Raw genomic sequence first — 17,781 nt, 5'->3', positions numbered from 1 at the left:
ATTGCGCCAAGGTCGGGCCAAAGGCCCAGACCCAGCAAAACCCGACAGCCATGATGACCCGCCCGCGCACCCGCATCCAGCAGAAGAATTCCGAAACCATCCTCGAGGCCGCCCTCGAAGTGTTCTCGACCTACGGCTTCCGCGGTGCCACGCTTGACCAGATCGCCGAGGTGGCGGGCCTGTCGAAGCCCAACCTCCTCTACTACTTCCCTTCGAAGGAGGCGATGCATCAGGCCCTCCTGACCCGCCTCCTCGACACCTGGCTCGACCCCCTGCGCGAGATCGACGAGGCTGGCGATCCCGTGACCGAGATCCTCGCCTATGTCCGCCGCAAGATCGAACTCAGCCGCGACTTCCCCCGCGAAAGCCGCCTCTTCGCCAACGAAATCCTGCAAGGCGCCCCCCGCATGCGCGAGGCCATCGAGATCGACCTGAAGCATCTGGTGGACGAGAAATCAGCGGTCCTCACCCGCTGGATGGAACAGGGCCGCATCGCGCGCCTGCCGCCGCATCACCTGATCTTCTCGATCTGGGCGCTGACACAGCACTATGCCGATTTCGACATGCAGGTCCGCGCCGTGCTGGGGCAGGATCACGACCCCTTCGCCGAGGCGGGCGACTATCTCGAAACCCTCTTCCGCAAACTGCTCGCACCGTGACGCTCGGCGATAGTCCCCTCAGGCCGCCTGCGCCCGCCCCACGATCCCCGCCAGTATTTCCGCCCCGATCCGGAAGGATTCCACCCGCGCCGCAGGATCATGGATCATTCCCGTCACCATGATCTCATCCGGCCGGTATTCCGCCACCAGCGCCTCCAGCCGCCGCGCCACGGTAGCGGGCGATCCGACCGCCGAACAGGACAGCGCCGCCTCCACCTCGGCCCGCATGCCCGCAGGCACTTCGGACAGGTCCTCCACCGGGGCCGGCAACCTGCCCGGCCGCCCCATCCGCAACCGCGCGAAGGCCAGCACCTGCGATGATCGCAGGAACCGCGCCTCCTCCTCCGTCGCGGCGGCGCAAAGCCCCACCCCGATCATCGCATAGGGCCGCGCAAGCCATTGCGAGGGCTGGAAATTGCTCCGATACACATGCAGCGCCTCGGCCAGCGCCTGCGGCGCGAAATGCGAGGCAAAGGCATAGGGCAGCCCCAGCAAAGCCGCCAGTTGCGCCCCATAAAGGCTCGATCCAAGGATCCAGACCGGCACCTGCGTCCCCGCGCCCGGAATGGCGCGCACCCGCGCCTCGGGGTGATCCGCGTCCAGATAGCCGATCAACTCCGTCACATCGCGCGGGAAGCCCTCGCCCTCGTCCAGCCCCCGCCGCAGCGCCCGCGCGGTAGCCATGTCCGTCCCCGGCGCGCGCCCCAGCCCAAGGTCGATGCGCCCGGGAAACAGCGTGGCCAGCGTGCCGAACTGCTCGGCCACCACAAGCGGGGCATGGTTGGGCAGCATGATGCCCCCCGCCCCCACCCGGATGCGCCGCGTCCCCGCCGCCACATGGCCGATCACCACCGCCGTGGCGGAAGAGGCGATACCCGGCATGTTGTGATGCTCGGCCAGCCAGAACCGATGGTAGCCGAAGGCCTCGGCCTGCCGCGCAAGATCAAGCGTATTGGCCAAGGCATCCGCCGCCGTGCCGCCCTCGGGAACCGGGCAAAGATCAAGAAGGGAGAAATGCTGCATGGGCCAAGGCTACCCCTCCCCCCCGCTGCTGACAAGCCGCGCCACTTAGGGAAATCTTCACCTTTTCGCAGGACTCTGCAGGCATGCAGCACAGCCTCCGCCCCCCGCCTCCGCCGCTCCGGGCCAACAATGCCTGGGTCAACGCTCTTTTCACGGCCAAGGCGGTCGAAAGCGGCGGCGTGATCCGCCGCTCCGTCCGCTCGGTGGAACGCGAGATCGGGCGCGACGCCTTTGAGACGGAAATCCGCAGGCGGGGCTTTCACGCGATGGAGATCGCGGGCCAGTACATCATCCTGTGCAACACCGGGCAGATGCGCGTGGTCTGCTGATCCCCGACGCCGACGAAAAATCTTCATCCGAAGATTTTTCACCTGCGAAGATTTTTCATCCGAAAAATCTTCGCCCCCCGGGGGTATCCCCCGGGGGGGCGGCCCGTCACTCCGCCGCCTGTGCCGACGGGTTGTTCGGATGGGTCGTCCAGTTGGCATAATCGCCCACCACCCGCCCCGTGCGCGGGTCGGTCGCGCCCTTCGGCATCTCGACCATGGTGATGCAGTTGTCCACCGGGCAGACGTTGACACACAGGTTGCAGGCCACGCATTCCTCGTCCTTCACGGTGAAGACGCGGTCGGGCGACATGGCGATGGCTTGGTGCGAGGTATCCTCGCAGGCCGCATAGCAGCGCCCGCAGGAGATGCAGGCATCCTGATCGATATGCGCCTTGGTCACGTAGTTCAGGTTCAGGTCCTGCCATTCGACGAAGTTCGGCACCGCGCGCCCGATCAACTGATCCAGCCGCATGTTCTTCTCGTCCAGATATTGCGACAGGCCCGAGATCATCTCCTGAACGATCTTGAAGCCATAGGTCATCGCCGCCGTGCAGACCTGCACGTTCCCCGACCCCATCGCCATGAACTCCGCCGCATCGCGCCATGTCGTGACGCCGCCGATCCCGGAAATCGGCAGCCCCCGCGTCTCCGGATGCCGCGCGATCTCGCCCACCATGTTCAGCGCGATGGGCTTCACCGCAGGCCCGCAATAGCCACCATGCGACCCTTTCCCGTCGATCATCGGGAAGGGCGAGAAGTTGTCCAGATCGACATTCGTCACCGACTTCACCGTGTTGATCAGCGAAACCGCATCCGCGCCCCCCCGCTTCGCCGCCATGGCGGGTGGCAGGATCGACGTCACGTTCGGCGTCAGCTTCACGATGCAGGGCATCTTGGAATAATGCTTCACCCAGGCGGTGACCATTTCGATATATTCCGGCACCTGCCCCACGGCAGAGCCCATCCCCCGCTCCGCCATCCCATGCGGGCAACCGAAGTTCAGCTCCACCCCGTCCGCTCCGGTATCCTCGATCCGGTGCAGGATGTCCTTCCACGACTCCTCGTCGCAGGGCACCATCAGCGAAATCACCAGCGCCCGGTCGGGATAGTCCTTCTTGACCCGCCGGATCTCCTCAAGGTTCACCGACAAAGGCCGGTCCGTGATCAGCTCGATATTGTTCAACCCCAGCAGCCGACGATCCGCCCCCCAGATCGCGCCATAACGGGGCCCGGAAACGTTCACGATCGGCGGCCCTTCGGAGCCGAGCGTCTTCCACACCACCCCGCCCCAGCCCGCGTCAAAGGCGCGGCGGACGTTGTATTCCTTGTCCGTCGGCGGGGCCGAGGCCAGCCAGAACGGGTTGGGCGATTTGATCCCGATGAAATTCGACGTCAGGTCAGCCATGACAAACCTCCATGTTGGCGCGCGCGGTCAGGCCGCAGCCCGCCGCCGTCTTGCTATCTGAATTGGAATTGCGTCTCAGAACCCGAACAGGTTCCAGAACCAGCCGATGATGATCCCGCCGACCTCGCCGAATTTCGGGATCACATAGGCCCATGCCATCGCGGCCACCACGTTCACAATCAGGAACAGCGGCAGCGACATCTTCATCATGCCGGCGAAAAGGAAGATCACCGGTCGCAGCGGCCCGAAGAAATGGCCGACGAAGACCGCGCCCATTCCCCATTTGCGGAAGGCGTCCTCGGCCTGCCCCACAAGCTCCGGATGATCCCGCATCGGCCACATCTTCAGGATTCGGTCCCCGAAGGTCCAGCCCAGCCACCAGCTGAAGGTGGACCCGACCAAGGCCCCCAGCGCCGCCCCCGCCCAGATGGGAAAGAACGGCACCGCGCCCGTGGCCACGGTCGCGCCCACACCCACCAGAATGGCCGTCGACGGCACCAGAAGCGACAAGAAGGCCGTCGTCTCGGCCGCCGCGAAGACCAGCGCCAGCCAGAAGGACCACTCCTGATGCCGCTCCATGAAGGCGATGATCGCCTCGGACGAAAGATCCATGATACCTCACCGTTTCCGGCAAGGCACATGGGGCATCTCCGCGCCCCGGTAAAGGGGAGCGCGCCATTTTCATTGCCCGGCCATCAGCGCGGCGTGGATATCCTCCGCCGCATCGCGCCCCTCGGCCACCGCCGTGACGGTCAGGTCTTCCCCGCCCGCGGCACAGTCGCCCCCGGCCCAGACGCCCGGAACCGATGTCCGCCCCGCACCCGTCACGGCGATCTTGCCACCCGACAGCGCCAGTCCTTCCGGCGCGCCCGAAAGCGTCTGCCCGATGGCTTTGAACACCTGATCCGCGCGCAGCCGGAACGTCTCGCCCGTGGGCTTCATCCCCTCCGGCCCGTCGACGGTATAGGCGAACTCCACCTCCATCGCCGCCCCCGCCTGATGCACCGCCACGGGCGAGGCATTGGTGATGATCCGCACCCCCGCGCTGGTGGCATGCTCCTGTTCGTAACCGGAAGCCGACATCTTCTCCTGCCCGCGCCGATAGACGATGGTCACGTTCTGCGCGCCCAGCAGCTTCGACTGCACGGCGGCATCCACCGCCGTCATCCCGCCCCCGATCACCACCACGTCCCGGCCAATCGGCAGTACCGACTTGTCCTTCGCCTGCCGCAACACCGCAATGAAATCCACCGCCGGACGCACGCCCGCCAAGTCCTCGCCCGGAGCCCGCAGGGCATTTACCCCCGCCAGCCCCATGCCAAGGAAGACCGCGTCATAGTCTTTCTGCAACTCGGCCAGCGTCACGCCCTTCCCCAGCGCGACCCCGGTCTTCACCGTGATCCCGCCGATCTGCAAAAGCCACTCCACCTCCGCCTGCGCGAAGTCATTGGTGCTCTTGTACTGCGCGATCCCGTATTCGTTCAGGCCACCCGCCTTCGGCCGCGCATCATAGACAACAACGTAATGCCCCTTCATCGCCAGCCGATGCGCCGCCGCCAGACCCGCAGGCCCCGCACCCACGACCGCGATCTTCCGCCCCGTCGCCGCCCCGCGCGCAAAGGGATGCACCCCCTTCGCCATCAGCGTATCCGTGGCAAAGCGCTGCAGCCGCCCGATCTCGACCGGTTTGCCCTCCGCCACCTCGCGCACGCAGACCTCTTCGCACAGCGTCTCGGTCGGGCAGACCCGCGCGCACATGCCGCCAAGGATGTTCTGGCTCAGGATCGTCCGCGCCGCCGCCTCCGGCGTCCCCGTCGCGATCTGGCGGATGAATAGCGGGATGTCGATGGATGTCGGGCAGGCCGTCATGCAGGGCGCGTCATGGCAGAAATAGCAGCGATCCGCCGCCACCCGCGCCTCATGCGCATCCAAGGGCGGTTCATGGTCGCCGAAATTCTTCGCAATCGCCTCGGCGGGCAGACGTCCCGGCACGACCCCGGGCGTAAGCTGGCTGTTGGACAAGGTATCTTCTCCCTGCTGGCTTTTCTCATTACCCGAACGCTGCCACAGGCCCTTATTTTTATCAAACGGTAAAATTACGCTGCCCTACGATTTTTCCGCCCACCCCCGCCCAATCCGCTTTGGATGCGCAAAAAGCAGGCATCCGCCCGCCACGCCGCCCCCCGATTTCGCCGCTTTTCACCTCTCGCCGCCTCGCGTATAAGGTCCGCCAACCCCCGGGCGGCGCCCCTCTCGCGCCGCGCCGGGCCTGACCAAGAACCCGGCGCAACGTCGCCAGCAGAGGACCGGCATGAGCAAGAACACCACCGAAGCCGATGTCGCCTTCATCCAGGCGCTCGCGGAACTTCTGAACAAGAACGAACTGACCGAGCTTTCGGTGAAGCGCGAATACGGCGACGACGACAGCCTCGAAGTCCGCGTCATCAAGCAGGCCAACGTCGTGACGGTCGCCGCCGCCGCCCCTGCCCCCGTCTATCACGCGGCCCCTGCCGCGGCCCCCGCCGCTCCGGCAGCCGCCGCCCCCGCCGCACCCGAAGACCCGGCCCAGCATCCGGGCGCCGTGACCTCGCCCATGGTCGGCACCTGCTACCTCGCCGCCGAACCCGGCGCCGCGCCCTTCGTCACCGTGGGCGCGACCGTCACCGAAGGCCAGACCGTCCTCATCATCGAGGCGATGAAGACCATGAACCACATCCCCGCCCCCAAGGCGGGCACCGTGAAGCGCATCCTCGTCGAAGACGGCACCCCCGTCGAATACGGCGCCCCGCTCCTCATCATCGAATAAGGGAACACCCGATGTTCGAGAAAATCCTGATCGCCAACCGGGGCGAGATCGCGCTGCGCGTGATCCGTGCCGCCCGCGAAATGGGGATCAAGTCGGTCGCGGTGCATTCCACCGCCGATGCCGACGCGATGCATGTCCGCATGGCCGACGAATCCGTCTGCATCGGCCCCGCCTCCTCCTCGCAAAGCTACCTGAACAAGGCCGCCATCATCTCCGCCTGCGAGATCACGGGCGCGCAGGCCGTCCACCCCGGCTACGGCTTCCTGTCCGAGAACGCCGCCTTCAGCCAAGCGCTGGAAGACCACGGCATCACCTTCATCGGCCCCTCAGCGGAACATATCCGCATCATGGGCGACAAGATCACCGCCAAGGAAACCGCCAAGGAACTGGGCATCCCGGTCGTCCCCGGCTCCGACGGCGGCGTGCCGGACTTTGAAACCGCCCAGACCGTGGCCGCCGAAATCGGCTACCCCGTCATCATCAAGGCCACCGCCGGTGGCGGCGGGCGCGGGATGAAAGTCGCGAAGAACGCCGAGGAACTCGAAATCGCCTTCCGCACCGCGCGCAGCGAAGCCAAGGCCGCCTTCGGCAATGACGAAGTCTATATCGAGAAATACCTGCAAAAGCCCCGCCATATCGAGATTCAGGTCTTCGGCGACGGCAAAGGCAAGGCGGTCCACTTGGGCGAACGCGACTGCTCGCTCCAGCGCCGCCACCAGAAGGTCTTCGAAGAAGCCCCCGGTCCCGCCATCACCCCCAAGATGCGCTCGGAAATCGGCGAGATCTGCGCCAACGCGGTCGCCAAGATCAACTATATCGGCGCGGGCACCATCGAATTCCTGTATGAGGACGGGAAGTTCTACTTCATCGAGATGAACACCCGCCTGCAGGTCGAACATCCGGTGACCGAGGCCATCTTCGGCGTGGACCTCGTCCGAGAACAGATCCGCGTCGCGGCAGGCCTGCCCATGTCCTTTGGCCAGCAGGACCTCGAAATCAATGGCCACGCCATCGAAGTCCGCATCAATGCGGAAAAACTGCCGAACTTCGCCCCCTGCCCCGGCAAGGTCCGCGTCTTCCACGCGCCGGGTGGCCTTGGCGTCCGCATGGATTCGGCGCTCTATGGCGGCTACTCCATCCCGCCCTATTACGACAGCCTGATCGGCAAGCTGATCGTCCATGGCCGCGACCGCCCCGAGGCGCTCGCCCGCCTGAAACGCGCGCTGGGGGAACTCATCATCGACGGCATCGACACCTCCGTCCCCCTCTTCCACATGCTGCTGGCGGAACCCGATATCCAGAACGGGGATTACAACATCCACTGGCTGGAAAAATGGCTCGCCGCGCAATTCGCGGAATGATGCGAAACCTGTAGGATGGGCCAACCAGCCCATCCTGCACTCCTCCCCATGACCACCAACACCATCACCCCGGAAATCCTGCTCCGCGCCTATGCCGCGGGCATCTTCCCGATGGCCGAAGGTCGCGACGATCCCGAGATCCACTGGGTCGATCCCCGCCGCCGTGGCATCCTTCCCCTCGACGGCTTCCACATCTCCCGCAGCCTCCGCCGAACCATCCTCCGCTCCGGCTGGCGCGTCACCGCCGACACCGCTTTCGCCGCCACCGTCGAAGCCTGCGCCGACCGGGACGAGACTTGGATCAACGACACGATCTTCACCCTCTACATGGCGCTCCACCATCGCGGCTTTGCCCATTCGGTCGAGGTATGGGACGGCACATCCCTCATCGGCGGGGTCTATGGCGTCACCCTCGGCACCGCCTTCTTCGGGGAAAGCATGTTCTCCCGGCGCACCGACGCTTCAAAGGCCGCGCTGGCATGGTGCGTCCACCGCCTGAACGCGGGCGGCTTCACCCTCTTCGACACGCAATTCCTGACGCCGCATCTGGCATCCCTTGGCGGCATCGAAATACCCCGCGGTGACTATCACCGCCGCCTCGCCGCCGCCCTGCAGGGGCAGGCGACCTTCCATCCGGCGGGCTATTCGCCCTCACCCTCGGATGTCGTCTCCGGCGTCACCGCCTCCGGCAACGCCCCCTCGGGCAGCGAACAGCGCAGCACCCAGACATCGTAACGCGGATGGTCCAGCGCCGAAAGCGCGGGAGAGGAGGCCACCATCCACCCCTCGAAGACTGGCGCCGCAACGCCGCTATCCATGATCGTCAGATGCGCTTCGGCATCGGATGCAGGGTTCTCCGTCGGAAAGCGGCAAGAATCCAGCCGGATCGTCAACCGCCCCGACACCGCTTCCTGCCCCCGGACCAGTTCGATATCCGCCGTCTCGCCCGTCAGCTTGTCCAGCCAGCGCAGGATGCCCCCTTCGGCATCGCTATATCCCTGCGCCGCCGCGGGCCCCGAAAGCAGGGCCAGCAGAACCGCGGCCCGGATCATTCCACCACCCCATCCGCAGGCGCGGCGTCATCGCCGCCCCCCGCGAATTTCATCATCAGCGAAATCACCGAAACCGCGCCCTGCGTATCCTCGATCTCTGCCCCCGGTGCCAGATTGTCCAGCGATCCGCCCGGAACCAGTTCGACGAAATTCCCGCCCAGCAACCCTTCGGAAGAGATCAGCGCCGCCGAGTCATCCGGCAGCACCACATCCTGCTGCACGCTCAGCACCGCATCGGCAAAGAAGGTCTGCGGGTTCAACTCCAGCGCGGTGACGCTGCCCACCTTCACCCCCGCCAGACGCACATCGGTGCCGACCCGCACCCCTTCGACCGACCGGAAGGACGCCGTCAGCTCATAGCTTCCCGCAGGGCCCTGCGCCCCGGTTTCCCGTCCCGCATAGATCAGAAAGCCGATAGCCGCCGCCAATACCGCCGCCCCGGCCAGAACCTCTGCCCGATTCTCAGCCATGCCCGCGCTCCGTTCCAGAAAGCCCCGTCACTCGGGCTGCCACGCCTCGTAATCGCGCCGCGCCACCGGTTCCGGGCGGCGGATCGATCCGGGCGGCGCATAGGCCGCCGCCGTGCCGGTCAGGTTCTCCTGATGCGGCTTTTCCCACGCCTTGTGCTTCAACGGCGCCTTGGTCGGCGGCTCGGCCCAGGTGTGATGCAGCCAGCCATGCCAGTCGGGGCTGACCCGGCTCGCCTCGGCCTCGCCATTGTAGATCACCCAGCGCCGCTTGCCGTCGCGCGTCTGATAATAGACGTTCCCCTGCTCATCCTCGCCCACCTTCACCCCCTTGCGCGAGGTGTAAAGCTGCGTGCCCAGCGTCTGGCCGTTCCACCATGTGACAAGCCGCTTGAGGAAATCCATCGTAAGCCTCCGGGAAACCTTTGGTCCCCATATGGCCGAACCCGCCGAAAAGGTCCAGCACCAAGCCGCCGCACCTGCGGGAAAGTGACCATCCCTGCGGGGCGGCACGATTTTTCTGCGAAAAATCCCGCCCCGCCCCCACCCCGATTTTTCGCATAAAAATCGCGCCTCCCAGAAACGGAAAGGCGGGCCGCAAGGCCCGCCCCATAGTCCGCACCGCCATGCGCAGGATCATCCCGCCGTGGCCGGCTCCTTCTTCTTCGCATCGGTGTAAACCAGCATCGGCTTCGCCTCCGACGAATTCACTGCCTCCTCGTTCACCACGACCTCGGCCACGCCATCCATTCCCGGCAATTCGAACATGGTATCCAGCAAGATATCCTCCATGATCGACCGCAACCCCCGCGCGCCCGTCTTCCGCTTGATCGCCCGCTTGGCAATCGCCGAAAGCGCATCCGGCGCGAAGGTCAGCTTCACCCCCTCGATCTCGAACAGGCGCTGATACTGCTTCACCAGCGCGTTCTTCGGTTCCGTCAGGATGGTCACCAGCGCGCTCTCGTCCAGATCGTTCAGCGTGGCGATCACCGGCAGACGGCCCACGAATTCCGGGATCAACCCGAATTTCAGCAGATCCTCCGGCTCCAACTCGCGGAACAACTCGCCCGCCCCGCGCGCATCCGGGTCCTTCACATCGGCGCCAAAGCCGATCGCGCTGCCCTTGTTGCGCTGCGCGATGATCTTCTCCAGCCCCGCGAAGGCCCCACCACAGATGAACAGGATGTTCGTCGTGTCGACCTGCAGGAATTCCTGCTGAGGATGCTTGCGCCCGCCCTGCGGCGGCACCGACGCAACCGTGCCCTCCATGATCTTGAGCAAAGCCTGCTGCACACCCTCGCCCGAAACATCGCGCGTGATGGAAGGATTGTCCGACTTGCGCGTGATCTTGTCGACCTCGTCAATATAGACGATCCCGCGCTGCGCCCGCTCCACATTGTATTCCGACGCCTGCAGCAGCTTAAGGATGATGTTCTCCACATCCTCGCCGACATAGCCGGCTTCCGTCAAAGTCGTCGCATCCGCCATCGTGAAGGGCACATCCAGAATTCGCGCCAGCGTCTGCGCCAGCAGCGTCTTGCCGCACCCCGTCGGCCCGATCAGCAGGATGTTCGACTTCGACAGCTCGATATCCGTCTTCGACGAATTGTTCAGCCGCTTGTAATGGTTGTGCACCGCCACCGACAGCACGCGCTTGGCATGGATCTGGCCGATCACATAGTCATCCAGCACCTTGCAGATCTCGCGCGGCGTCGGCACCCCCTCGCTCGACTTCAGGCCCGAGGATTTCGTCTCCTCGCGGATGATGTCCATGCACAGCTCGACGCATTCGTCGCAGATGAACACCGTCGGCCCCGCAATCAGCTTGCGCACCTCATGCTGGCTCTTGCCGCAGAACGAGCAGTAGAGCGTGTTCTTGCTGTCGCTGCCGGAGTTGTTCGCCATTCGGTCGTCCTTTGCCAGAACCCGGCCCTCAGACCGGTCTTGCGTGAAAGTCTAGGCCAAGGCCCGCGCCCCCACAATGCCAAAAAACCCCCGGCCGGACGGCCCGCCCGGGGGGCACCCTGTCACTTCGCCGTGTCGTCAGCCTTGCCGCGGCTCTCGACGATCTCGTCGATCAGGCCCCAGGCCTTCGCATCCTCGGCCGACATGAAATTGTCCCGCTCCAGCGCAGCCTCGACCGTGTCATAGTCGTTGCCCGTGTGCTTGACATAGATCTCGTTCAGCCGCCGCTTCAGCTTCTCGGTCTCGCGGGCATGGATCATGATATCCGTCGCCTGCCCCTGATAGCCGCCCGAAGGCTGGTGGACCATGACGCGGGAATTGGGCAGCGAGAACCGCATCCCCTTCTCCCCGGCGGTCAGCAGCAGCGACCCCATGGATGCCGCCTGCCCGATCACCAGCGTGGAAACCTTCGGCTTGATGTATTGCATCGTGTCATAGATCGACAGGCCCGAGGTCACCACGCCGCCGGGGCTGTTGATGTACATGCTGATCTCTTTCGACGGGTTCTCCGCCTCAAGGAACAGAAGCTGCGCGCAAATCAGGCTCGACATGCCGTCATGCACCGGACCGGACAGGAAGATGATCCGCTCCTTCAACATGCGCGAGAAGATGTCATAGGCCCGCTCGCCCCGGCTCGTCTGTTCGACGACCATGGGAACGAGGGTATTCATGTAGTGTTCGACGGGATCGCGCATTTCGGCCTGCCTTTATGTCTCACATGATCTAACGACGGAATGTTGCCAGAGTCTTAGTTGCGTGGGCGGGGGGCTGCAAGGGCAGCCGGTCGGATTGCCGCGCCCCAACCCCTCGCCCCTTCGACCCGGAGGCAAATACCCACAGGGGGTGAATTGGCCGCAAGGCCAAGAGGGGGCGCGTGCGCCCCCTGCCCCAAGGCAAGAGGAATGCGGCGGCACGCCGCGCCGCCTTGCTCGGCCAGCGATCCCGCCTAGCTCCGCCTCCATGACGCAGCTTCCCCTCCCCCTCCCCGCCACCCGCGCCGCCGCCACGGCGCGCCTCCACACCTTCCTCCCCCGCGCGGGCCTCGCCTATGCCGCCCGCCGCAACGAGGACCTCCCCGGGCATCCCCATGTCTCCGGCCTCTCCCCCTATATCCGCCACCGCCTCCTGACCGAGGCCGAGGCCCTCGACGCCACCCTGCGCGCCCATCCGCAGGGGGCCGACAAATTCCTCGCCGAACTGTGGTGGCGGACCTACTGGAAAGGCTGGCTCGAACGCCGCCCCGCGATCTGGTCCGCCTACCGCCAAGGCCTGACCGAGGCGCTGAACCGCGTCCACGCCGAATCCGGCCTCCGCCAGCAATGGGAGGCCGCCTGCACAGGCCAGACCGGGATCGACGGATTCGACCATTGGGCGCAGGAACTCGCGGCCACGGGCTATCTCCACAACCACGCCCGCATGTGGTTCGCCTCCATCTGGATCTTCACCCTGCGCCTGCCATGGGAACTGGGCGCGGATTTCTTCCTCCGCCACCTCATCGACGGCGACCCCGCCTCCAACACCCTCTCATGGCGCTGGGTCGGCGGGCTGCACACGCCCGGCAAGACCTATGCCGCCACCCCCGACAACATCGCCAAGAACACCGACGGGCGCTTCCGCCCCACGGGCCTCGCCCGCGACTGTCGCCCCCTGCCGATGCAGCCCCACCCCGCCCCGCGCCCCGTGCCCGAGGGCGACGCCCTCCACCCGGATGACCATACCGCGCTCCTCCTGCACGAGGATGACCTCGCGGGCGACGGCTTTCCCCACCTGCCGCCGGGCACACCGCTCCTCTTCCTCACCACAACCGCGCGCCGCTCGCCCCTCGCCGTGAACCCGCTCATCACCACCTTCGTGGACGCGGCCCTCGCCGACGCCGCCACCCGTCTGGGCCAACCCGCCGCCCCCCGCTTCACCGAAGCGGATTTCGACGCCCTGACAGACCACCTCGCCACCCAAGGCATTCGCCAACTCGCCACCCCCTACGCCCCCATCGGCCCCACCGCCGCCGCCCTCCAGCGCCTCGCTCCTCGGCTGGCCGAGCGGGGCATCCGTCTCGCCCGCCTCCTGCGCGACCACGACGCGCAGTCATGGCCCCACGCAACGCATGGCTTCTTCCGCTTCCGCGAGGCGGTCATGCGCTGAAACCCCCGACCCGAAACCCCGTCCCGGGCCTGACCCGGGACCTCCCCCAAGATCCGCCATGCCGCCCGGATCGGCAGCTCGACCGCCACGCCCCCCTCGGGGCAAACCCGCGCCAAACTCACCCGCGCAACCCGCCCGTCGATGACCCTGACGCCGACTCACCCGTCACCGGCACGACACCCGTAGGGCGGGGTTCGCCCCGCCAAGCCCCCCACCCCAATCCCTAATCACCAAGTAACCCACCGACCGCTGCGTATGTACAGTTTGCGGCACAAAAAGCGGCACGGCCTGCGGTACACTCACCGGAAGGTCCGCACCGCCAGCCAAACCCGCGCCGCTGCCGTCATGAAACACAACGCCCCGAAGGCCCATGCCAGCGGCGCAAAGGCCCATGGCACAAGGCAGAGGATCAAGAAAAACCCAATCGTCTCCGTGCCTTCCAGCAATCCGGCGGTGAAATAAAGCGACTTCTCCCCCCGTGCCCGCGTCTCCATCCCCCGCCGCTCCGCCAGCACGGCAAAGCCAAGGAAGGTCGTCCCGTTCACATAGAAGGACGCCAGCAGGAACGCCCCCGCCACCGCATTCGCCTCTGCATCCCGCAACACGAAAGCCATTGGAATCGCGGCATAAAAAAGGAAATCACAGACGATATCCAGATACCCGCCGAAATCCGTCTTCCCCCGCGCCCGCGCCACCGCCCCATCCAGCCCATCCGCCACCCGGCTGGCCAGCAAAGGCAGCGCCGCCGCCCATCCCGGCCCGCCCGCCGCGATGATCCCCGCCGCCACCAGCCCCAGCCCCAGCCCCGCCAGCGTCACTGCATCCGCGCCAACCCCTTGCGCCGCAAGGTTTTTCCCCATCCGCCCCAGCGCGGGGTCGATGATCCCCCGCATCCAGCCGTCCAGCATCGGCATCACCTTTCCGTATCGACCACGACAAGACTGTTGCCAGCCGCCACCCGCCCTAGCTATCCCGGTCCGACCACGCCTCACAAGCACCGCAACGGGAGACCCCATGCACCGCCGCACCGCCCTCCAACTCCTCGCCAGCCTTCCCGCCTTCGCCGGGTTTTCCACGAAAGCCCTTGCCGCAGAATGGGATAGCATCCTGTCCGAGGCGCGCGGCCAGACCGTCTACTGGCATGCATGGGGCGGCGATCCCAAGATCAACGATTTCATAACCTGGATCGGGGAAAAGGCGCAGGAACGCCACGGAGTCACCCTCGAACATGTCAAACTCGCCGCCACCTCCGATGCCGTCGCCCGCGTCTTGGCCGAACAGCAGGCAGGGCAAACCGAAGGCGGGGCCGTCGATCTCATCTGGATCAACGGTGAAAACTTCGCCGCCATGAAATCGCAAGGGCTTCTTTACGGACCCTTTACCGAAACCCTGCCCAACTGGCCACTGGTGGATGTCGCGGGCAAACCCGCCACGGTCACCGATTTCACCCTTCCCACCGAAGGCTTCGAATCCCCGTGGGCCATGGCGCAACTCGTCTTCGAACATGACACCGCGCGCCTGCCGCAGCCCCCGCAAACCCTTGATGCGCTTGCAGAATGGGCCATCGCCAATCCCGGCCGCTTCACCTATCCGCAGCCGCCCGATTACCTCGGCACCACCTTCCTGAAGCAGGTCCTCTACGGCGTGATGGACAATCCCGCCCTCCTTCAATCCCCCGTGGACGAGGCCACCTATGACGCGCAGGTCGCGCCGCTCTGGGCCTTCCTCGACCGCCTCCACCCCGCCCTCTGGCGGCAGGCCAAGGCCTTCCCGCAGAACGAACCCGCCCTCGGCCAACTCCTCGCCGATGGCGAAATCGACATCTCCTTCGCCTTCAACCCCGGTCGCGCCAGCGCGGAAATCGCCGCCGGAAACCTGCCCGACACCGTCCGCACCTTCGTCCTGCAGGGCGGCACCATCGGCAACGCCTCCTTCGTCGCCATCCCCTTCAACGCCGCCCACCGCGCCGGTGCCCTCGTCCTCGCCAACCTCCTCCTCGACCCCGAGGTGCAGGCCCGCGCGCAGGATCCGGCCATCCTCGGCTTCCAGACCGTCCTCGATCTTCAGGCCCTCACCCCGGAAGACCGCGCAAGGTTCGACGCGCTGGAGCTCGGCATCGCCACCCTCTCGCCCGCCGATCTCGGCCCCGTCCTGCTGGAACCCCATGCCACATGGATGACCCGCATCGCGCAGGACTGGACCGCCCGCTACGGGGTAGCGCAGTGAGCAAGGCAGGGCGGGGCGGCCTGCTCCGCCTCGCCCCCCCGCTGACCCTTGCCCTTATGATCCTGCCCGTCCTCGCCGGGCTGGCAGGCACCCTCCTTCCGGCCTTCCGCAACGCGGGCGCCGGTTTCGCCGCGCTGCTCGCATGGCCCGGCCTGCCCCGCGCCGTGGCCCTCTCCCTCGGCACCGGCGTCGCCTCCACGCTCATCGCCCTCGCGCTCACCCTCCTCCTCCTCGCGGCCTTCGCAGGCACCCCCACCTTCGCCCGCATCCGCCGCAGCCTCGCACCGCTCCTCTCCATTCCCCATGCCGCCGCCGCCCTCGGCCTCGCCTTCCTCATCGCGCCCTCCGGTTGGATCGCCCGCCTCCTCTCGCCCGAGATCTCGGGCTGGCAATCCCCGCCCGACCTCCTGATCCTCAACGATCCTTGGGGCCTCTCCCTCACGCTGGGCCTGATCACCAAGGAACTGCCCTTCCTCCTCCTGATGGCCCTCGCCGCCCTGCCGCAACTCGATGCCGACCGCCGCCTCACCACGGCGGCCTGCCTCGGCTACGGACGTATCGCGGGCTTTGCATTCACCCTCCTGCCCGACCTCTACCGCCAACTCCGCCTGCCCACCTATGCCGTGCTGGCCTATGGCATGACGACGGTGGACATGGCACTCATCCTCGGCCCCACGCTGCCACCCACACTCGCCAACCAGATCACCCTCTGGATGGGCGAGGCCAGCCTCACCATGCGCGACTCCGCGGCCGCCGCCGCCCTGCTGCAACTGGCACTTGCCATTTCCGCCATAACCCTCTGGCGTATAACCGAAATCCTCGCCAAACGCGCCCTCGTCCGCGCGGCCTTCCACGCCCCCCGCCTGCCCGCCCTCGACCGCCCCGCCGCCGCCGCCGCCCGCGCGGCCAGCCTCGTGATCACCGGCAGCCTGACCCTCGGCCTTGCGGGCCTTGCGCTCTGGTCGGTCGCGGGCCTCTGGCAATTCCCCGACGCCCTCCCCCAATCCCTCACGCTCCGCACCTGGGCCGGCGCCGCCCCCGCCCTCGGCCAGACCACCGCCACCACGCTGGCCATCGCCGCCACCGCCACGCTGGCCGCCCTCGCCCTCACCCTCGCCTGCCTGCAGGCCGAGGCGACGCTCCACCTCACCCCCACCACCCGCGCGCTGACCCTGCTCTACCTGCCGCTCCTCATCCCGCAGATCGCCTTCCTGCCGGGCCTCCAGATGCTCACCCTCCCCCTCGGCCTCGACGGCACCCCCGCCGCCGTCGCCGCCATCCACCTCGTCTTCGTGCTGCCCTACGTCTTCCTTTCGCTCTCAGGTCCCTTCCGTGCATGGGACAGCCGCATCGCCACCGCCGCCGCCACACTCGGCGCGTCAGAGACGCGCATCTTCTGGCGCCTCCGCCTGCCCATGCTCGCAGGCCCCCTCCTCACCGCCGCGGCGGTGGGCATGGCCGTCTCCATCGGCCAATACCTGCCCACCCTCCTCATCGGCGGCGGCCGCGTCGAAACGCTGACGACCGAGGCGGTCGCCCTCTCCTCCGGCGGCAACCGCCGCCTGATCGGGGCCTATGCCGCGCTGCAACTCCTTCTGCCCGCGCTTGCTTTCGGCCTTGCCATCGCCGCCCCGCTCCTCCTCTGGCGCAACCGCCGCCTCATGCGGGGTCTGGCATGAGCGGAACCCTTGCCCTTGACCATCTCACCATCACCCTCGGCCCCCGTCGCCTCGTGGCGCTGACCCTCACCATCAAGGCGGGCGAGGTCGCCACCATCATGGGCGCCTCCGGCTCGGGCAAGTCCACGGCCCTTGCCGCCATCACCGGCACCCTTGCACCTGAATTCACAAGAACAGGCCGCATCCTCCTGAACGGAAACGACATTTCCAACGAACCCACGCGCCGCCGCGGGGTGGGCCTCATGTTTCAGGATCCGGTCCTCTTCCCCCATCTCTCGGTCGGCGGGAACCTCGCCTTCGCCCTTCCCGCCCATGTCCGGGGCCGCGCCGCCCGCCAATTCCGCATCGAAGAGGCCCTCGCCTCCGCCGGCCTCGCAGGCCATGCCGACCGCGACCCCGCAACCCTCTCGGGCGGCCAGAAGGCCCGCGTCGCCCTGCTGCGCACCCTGCTCGCGGAACCCAAGGCGCTCCTGCTCGACGAACCCTTCTCCCGCCTCGACGCCGACCTGCGCGCCCAGATCCGCGCCTTCACCTTCGACCGCGCGCGTAAGGCAGGCATCCCCACCCTCCTCGTCACCCATGATGCCGAAGATGCCCGCGCCGCAGGCGGCCCCGTGCTCTCTCCCTTGGGCGAAACCCTGCCGCTCTGATCCCGCCCCCTCGCGAA

Annotated in this window: 19 protein-coding genes; 9 read left to right on the top strand and 10 right to left on the bottom strand. The window is 66.7% G+C overall.

Annotated features, from left to right (window positions below):
- Positions 1-53: 53 nt before the first annotated feature.
- On the top strand, positions 54-659 hold the full coding sequence (locus TabM4_RS08110; RefSeq protein WP_434621968.1) for a TetR family transcriptional regulator C-terminal domain-containing protein: 606 nt from the start codon (positions 54-56) through the stop codon (positions 657-659).
- A gap of 18 nt (positions 660-677) precedes the next feature.
- Here TabM4_RS08110 and TabM4_RS08105 read toward each other — a convergent pair whose 3' ends face one another.
- The gene (locus TabM4_RS08105; RefSeq protein WP_434620954.1) at positions 678-1,682 is read right to left on the bottom strand and encodes an LLM class flavin-dependent oxidoreductase; all 1,005 of its coding nucleotides are present in this window, start codon (positions 1,680-1,682) and stop codon (positions 678-680) included.
- Positions 1,683-1,765: 83 nt separating this feature from the next.
- Here TabM4_RS08105 and TabM4_RS08100 point away from each other — a divergent pair, with 83 nt between their 5' ends.
- Positions 1,766-2,011 (top strand): N-(5'-phosphoribosyl)anthranilate isomerase, encoded by a 246-nt coding sequence (locus TabM4_RS08100; RefSeq protein WP_434620951.1) that lies wholly within the window; start codon positions 1,766-1,768, stop codon positions 2,009-2,011.
- A gap of 106 nt (positions 2,012-2,117) precedes the next feature.
- Here the strand turns inward: TabM4_RS08100 and preA are convergent, their stop codons facing one another.
- The 3 genes from preA to TabM4_RS08085 all read right to left on the bottom strand — a co-directional run bounded on the left by preA (position 2,118) and on the right by TabM4_RS08085 (position 5,438).
- Entirely contained in the window at positions 2,118-3,416 is a 1,299-nt protein-coding gene (gene preA / locus TabM4_RS08095; RefSeq protein WP_434620948.1) for an NAD-dependent dihydropyrimidine dehydrogenase subunit PreA, read from the bottom strand.
- Positions 3,417-3,491: 75 nt separating this feature from the next.
- Positions 3,492-4,028, bottom strand: coding sequence for a DedA family protein (locus TabM4_RS08090; RefSeq protein ID WP_434620945.1), 537 nt, complete (start codon positions 4,026-4,028; stop codon positions 3,492-3,494).
- Between the two features lie 69 nt (positions 4,029-4,097).
- Positions 4,098-5,438 (bottom strand): NAD(P)-dependent oxidoreductase, encoded by a 1,341-nt coding sequence (locus TabM4_RS08085; protein ID WP_434620942.1) that lies wholly within the window; start codon positions 5,436-5,438, stop codon positions 4,098-4,100.
- Between the two features lie 289 nt (positions 5,439-5,727).
- Here TabM4_RS08085 and accB point away from each other — a divergent pair, with 289 nt between their 5' ends.
- From accB to aat, 3 genes are read left to right on the top strand one after another with little or no spacing between them, the layout of a single operon-like run.
- On the top strand, positions 5,728-6,222 hold the full coding sequence (gene accB / locus TabM4_RS08080; protein WP_434620939.1) for an acetyl-CoA carboxylase biotin carboxyl carrier protein: 495 nt from the start codon (positions 5,728-5,730) through the stop codon (positions 6,220-6,222).
- Between the two features lie 11 nt (positions 6,223-6,233).
- Positions 6,234-7,583, top strand: a complete 1,350-nt coding sequence (gene accC, locus TabM4_RS08075) for an acetyl-CoA carboxylase biotin carboxylase subunit (protein ID WP_434620936.1) — start codon at positions 6,234-6,236, stop codon at positions 7,581-7,583.
- 48 nt (positions 7,584-7,631) lie between these two features.
- Positions 7,632-8,318, top strand: coding sequence for a leucyl/phenylalanyl-tRNA--protein transferase (gene aat, locus TabM4_RS08070; protein WP_434620933.1), 687 nt, complete (start codon positions 7,632-7,634; stop codon positions 8,316-8,318).
- Here aat and TabM4_RS08065 read toward each other — a convergent pair.
- The 5 genes from TabM4_RS08065 to TabM4_RS08045 all read right to left on the bottom strand — a co-directional run bounded on the left by TabM4_RS08065 (position 8,225) and on the right by TabM4_RS08045 (position 11,762).
- Positions 8,225-8,635 (bottom strand): DUF2155 domain-containing protein, encoded by a 411-nt coding sequence (locus TabM4_RS08065; protein ID WP_434620930.1) that lies wholly within the window; start codon positions 8,633-8,635, stop codon positions 8,225-8,227. The two genes, aat and TabM4_RS08065, sit on opposite strands and share 94 nt — an antisense overlap.
- A complete protein-coding gene (gene mlaD, locus TabM4_RS08060) occupies positions 8,632-9,105 on the bottom strand; it encodes an outer membrane lipid asymmetry maintenance protein MlaD (RefSeq protein ID WP_434620927.1) in 474 nt (157 codons plus the stop codon). The genes TabM4_RS08065 and mlaD overlap by 4 nt, the downstream gene beginning before the upstream one ends.
- Positions 9,106-9,132: 27 nt before the next feature.
- Positions 9,133-9,507 (bottom strand): NADH:ubiquinone oxidoreductase subunit NDUFA12, encoded by a 375-nt coding sequence (locus tag TabM4_RS08055; RefSeq protein ID WP_434620925.1) that lies wholly within the window; start codon positions 9,505-9,507, stop codon positions 9,133-9,135.
- Between the two features lie 231 nt (positions 9,508-9,738).
- The gene (gene clpX / locus TabM4_RS08050) at positions 9,739-11,007 is read right to left on the bottom strand and encodes an ATP-dependent Clp protease ATP-binding subunit ClpX (protein WP_434620922.1); all 1,269 of its coding nucleotides are present in this window, start codon (positions 11,005-11,007) and stop codon (positions 9,739-9,741) included.
- 122 nt (positions 11,008-11,129) lie between these two features.
- A complete protein-coding gene (locus TabM4_RS08045) occupies positions 11,130-11,762 on the bottom strand; it encodes an ATP-dependent Clp protease proteolytic subunit (protein ID WP_434620919.1) in 633 nt (210 codons plus the stop codon).
- 265 nt (positions 11,763-12,027) lie between these two features.
- On the opposite strand from TabM4_RS08045, the gene TabM4_RS08040 reads away from it, so the two are divergent.
- On the top strand, positions 12,028-13,209 hold the full coding sequence (locus TabM4_RS08040; protein WP_434620916.1) for an FAD-binding domain-containing protein: 1,182 nt from the start codon (positions 12,028-12,030) through the stop codon (positions 13,207-13,209).
- A 299-nt stretch (positions 13,210-13,508) separates the two neighbouring features.
- Here TabM4_RS08040 and TabM4_RS08035 read toward each other — a convergent pair whose 3' ends face one another.
- The gene (locus TabM4_RS08035; RefSeq protein WP_434621966.1) at positions 13,509-14,117 is read right to left on the bottom strand and encodes a CDP-alcohol phosphatidyltransferase family protein; all 609 of its coding nucleotides are present in this window, start codon (positions 14,115-14,117) and stop codon (positions 13,509-13,511) included.
- Positions 14,118-14,223: 106 nt separating this feature from the next.
- On the opposite strand from TabM4_RS08035, the gene TabM4_RS08030 reads away from it, so the two are divergent.
- Genes TabM4_RS08030 through TabM4_RS08020 form a run of 3 tightly spaced genes read left to right on the top strand, consistent with a single transcriptional unit; the run spans position 14,224 to position 17,764 of the window.
- Positions 14,224-15,435 (top strand): ABC transporter substrate-binding protein, encoded by a 1,212-nt coding sequence (locus TabM4_RS08030; protein ID WP_434620913.1) that lies wholly within the window; start codon positions 14,224-14,226, stop codon positions 15,433-15,435.
- Between the two features lie 56 nt (positions 15,436-15,491).
- On the top strand, positions 15,492-17,114 hold the full coding sequence (locus TabM4_RS08025; RefSeq protein WP_434621964.1) for an ABC transporter permease: 1,623 nt from the start codon (positions 15,492-15,494) through the stop codon (positions 17,112-17,114).
- Positions 17,111-17,764, top strand: coding sequence for an ATP-binding cassette domain-containing protein (locus TabM4_RS08020; RefSeq protein WP_434620911.1), 654 nt, complete (start codon positions 17,111-17,113; stop codon positions 17,762-17,764). Before TabM4_RS08025 ends, TabM4_RS08020 begins: the two co-directional genes overlap by 4 nt.
- Positions 17,765-17,781: the final 17 nt, after the last annotated feature.

It is taken from the genome of Tabrizicola sp. M-4 (assembly GCF_051132405.1).
Lineage (GTDB): Bacteria > Pseudomonadota > Alphaproteobacteria > Rhodobacterales > Rhodobacteraceae > Paragemmobacter.
The sequence above is the reverse complement of the archived record's forward strand: the minus strand, read 5'-3'. Positions and strand labels throughout refer to the sequence as shown.

Coding starts and splice junctions, on each gene's coding strand:
- TabM4_RS08030 (WP_434620913.1), top strand. CDS start 14,224: ATGCACCGCCGCACCGCCCTCCAACTCCTCGCCAGCCTTCCCGCCTTC.
- aat (WP_434620933.1), top strand. CDS start 7,632: ATGACCACCAACACCATCACCCCGGAAATCCTGCTCCGCGCCTATGCC.
- TabM4_RS08020 (WP_434620911.1), top strand. CDS start 17,111: ATGAGCGGAACCCTTGCCCTTGACCATCTCACCATCACCCTCGGCCCC.
- TabM4_RS08100 (WP_434620951.1), top strand. CDS start 1,766: ATGCAGCACAGCCTCCGCCCCCCGCCTCCGCCGCTCCGGGCCAACAAT.
- TabM4_RS08025 (WP_434621964.1), top strand. CDS start 15,492: ATGATCCTGCCCGTCCTCGCCGGGCTGGCAGGCACCCTCCTTCCGGCC.
- TabM4_RS08110 (WP_434621968.1), top strand. CDS start 54: ATGACCCGCCCGCGCACCCGCATCCAGCAGAAGAATTCCGAAACCATC.
- TabM4_RS08090 (WP_434620945.1), bottom strand. CDS start 4,028: ATGGATCTTTCGTCCGAGGCGATCATCGCCTTCATGGAGCGGCATCAG.
- TabM4_RS08065 (WP_434620930.1), bottom strand. CDS start 8,635: ATGATCCGGGCCGCGGTTCTGCTGGCCCTGCTTTCGGGGCCCGCGGCG.
- TabM4_RS08055 (WP_434620925.1), bottom strand. CDS start 9,507: ATGGATTTCCTCAAGCGGCTTGTCACATGGTGGAACGGCCAGACGCTG.
- mlaD (WP_434620927.1), bottom strand. CDS start 9,105: ATGGCTGAGAATCGGGCAGAGGTTCTGGCCGGGGCGGCGGTATTGGCG.
- TabM4_RS08040 (WP_434620916.1), top strand. CDS start 12,028: ATGACGCAGCTTCCCCTCCCCCTCCCCGCCACCCGCGCCGCCGCCACG.
- preA (WP_434620948.1), bottom strand. CDS start 3,416: ATGGCTGACCTGACGTCGAATTTCATCGGGATCAAATCGCCCAACCCG.
- clpX (WP_434620922.1), bottom strand. CDS start 11,007: ATGGCGAACAACTCCGGCAGCGACAGCAAGAACACGCTCTACTGCTCG.
- accC (WP_434620936.1), top strand. CDS start 6,234: ATGTTCGAGAAAATCCTGATCGCCAACCGGGGCGAGATCGCGCTGCGC.
- TabM4_RS08035 (WP_434621966.1), bottom strand. CDS start 14,117: ATGCTGGACGGCTGGATGCGGGGGATCATCGACCCCGCGCTGGGGCGG.
- TabM4_RS08045 (WP_434620919.1), bottom strand. CDS start 11,762: ATGCGCGATCCCGTCGAACACTACATGAATACCCTCGTTCCCATGGTC.
- accB (WP_434620939.1), top strand. CDS start 5,728: ATGAGCAAGAACACCACCGAAGCCGATGTCGCCTTCATCCAGGCGCTC.
- TabM4_RS08105 (WP_434620954.1), bottom strand. CDS start 1,682: ATGCAGCATTTCTCCCTTCTTGATCTTTGCCCGGTTCCCGAGGGCGGC.